Source organism: Vreelandella olivaria, assembly GCF_023507745.1.
GTDB classification, from domain to species: Bacteria; Pseudomonadota; Gammaproteobacteria; order Pseudomonadales; family Halomonadaceae; genus Vreelandella; species Vreelandella olivaria_A.
On record NZ_JALPZO010000009.1, the window covers coordinates 1 to 1,131 of the forward strand.

Annotated in this window: 2 protein-coding genes; both read left to right on the plus strand. The window is 49.7% G+C overall.

Going from position 1 to position 1,131, the window contains the following annotated elements; translation table 11 throughout:
- Positions 1 to 136 precede the first annotated feature (136 nt).
- Positions 137 to 799 (plus strand): hypothetical protein, encoded by a 663-nt coding sequence (locus HP566_RS00815; protein ID WP_249975356.1) that lies wholly within the window; start codon positions 137 to 139, stop codon positions 797 to 799.
- 95 nt (positions 800 to 894) lie between these two features.
- A partial coding sequence (locus tag HP566_RS00820; protein WP_249975357.1) for an SAM-dependent methyltransferase occupies positions 895 to 1,131 on the plus strand: 237 nt, incomplete at its 3' end.

The window sequence follows — 1,131 nt, forward strand, 5'->3', positions numbered from 1 at the left end:
CATGCAGCTTACACGCGAGAGTACTTGGGCTGGGGCGTGTTTGCGCTCATGCCACGGCTCTGTATCAAAAAGGCCTAACAATTCATTCAAGCCGACGCCGCTTCGCGGCGCGGCTTAATTCAGGCGTTAGGCCCTCATGAGTGACTCAGTTGAAATTTCCGAAATTGATTACACCAAGTCTTTCGCGGATAAGCGCGAAAAGACGTTCCAATATGCCTTGGACACTCGCAAGTTTGAGATTGACCTCTATTGGAAAAGGGCCACATACTTCTGGACATTCATCGCTGCAACCTTCGCTGGCTATGCAGCTATACAGGCCGCTTCCAGTATTGAAGACAAAGCAGATCTTTCTGTAATACTTTGCTGTCTAGGAGTGTTGTTCTCATTTGGTTGGCATTGTGTTAATCGTGGAAGCAAGCAATGGCAGGAGAACTGGGAGAATCACGTTGACATGCTAGAAGATGAAGTCACGGGGCCATTGTTTAAGACAGTTCTTAGGCGCCGTCCCGCGAAGAACTGGAAAGAGCATATTGGCAATTCTGCTACCGGTCCGTGGCCTATATCGGTTTCTGGGGTAAATCAAATCATCAGTATGTATGTTGTGATTTTCTGGCTTATTCTGCTAATAAAATCTTTACGCCCATTCTCAGTTTCAGCACCGGTTGATTGGGTGCATGCCATGCTCGTTATTAGTACGTTCATTTCCTGCATAGGCTTCGTAACTGTTGGCCGCACTTTCAATGGGGCGCATGAACACGCTGCAAAGCGAAGGCAATCGCATATTGAGCCGAGGGCCTAACAATTCATTCAAGCTGAACCCGCTTCGCGGGTCGGCTTAATTCAGGCGTTAGGCCTTTACCAAATCTATTTGCATCTCGTTAGGAAATTTACGCTTTGGACATCCCGCGAATATTCAACATCACGGAAAGTGCGCACCGCATCCACAATCCGTTCACACCCGACAAGTTTGCCACGCTCGGTGCGGCACTGCGTCTGCAGTCGGGAGCACGAGTACTCGACCTTGGTAGCGGTTCAGGCGAGATGCTGTGCACTTGGGCACGTGATCACGACATTGTCGGCACCGGCATCGACATGAGTTCGTTGTTCACCGAACAGGCGAAAAAGCGCGCT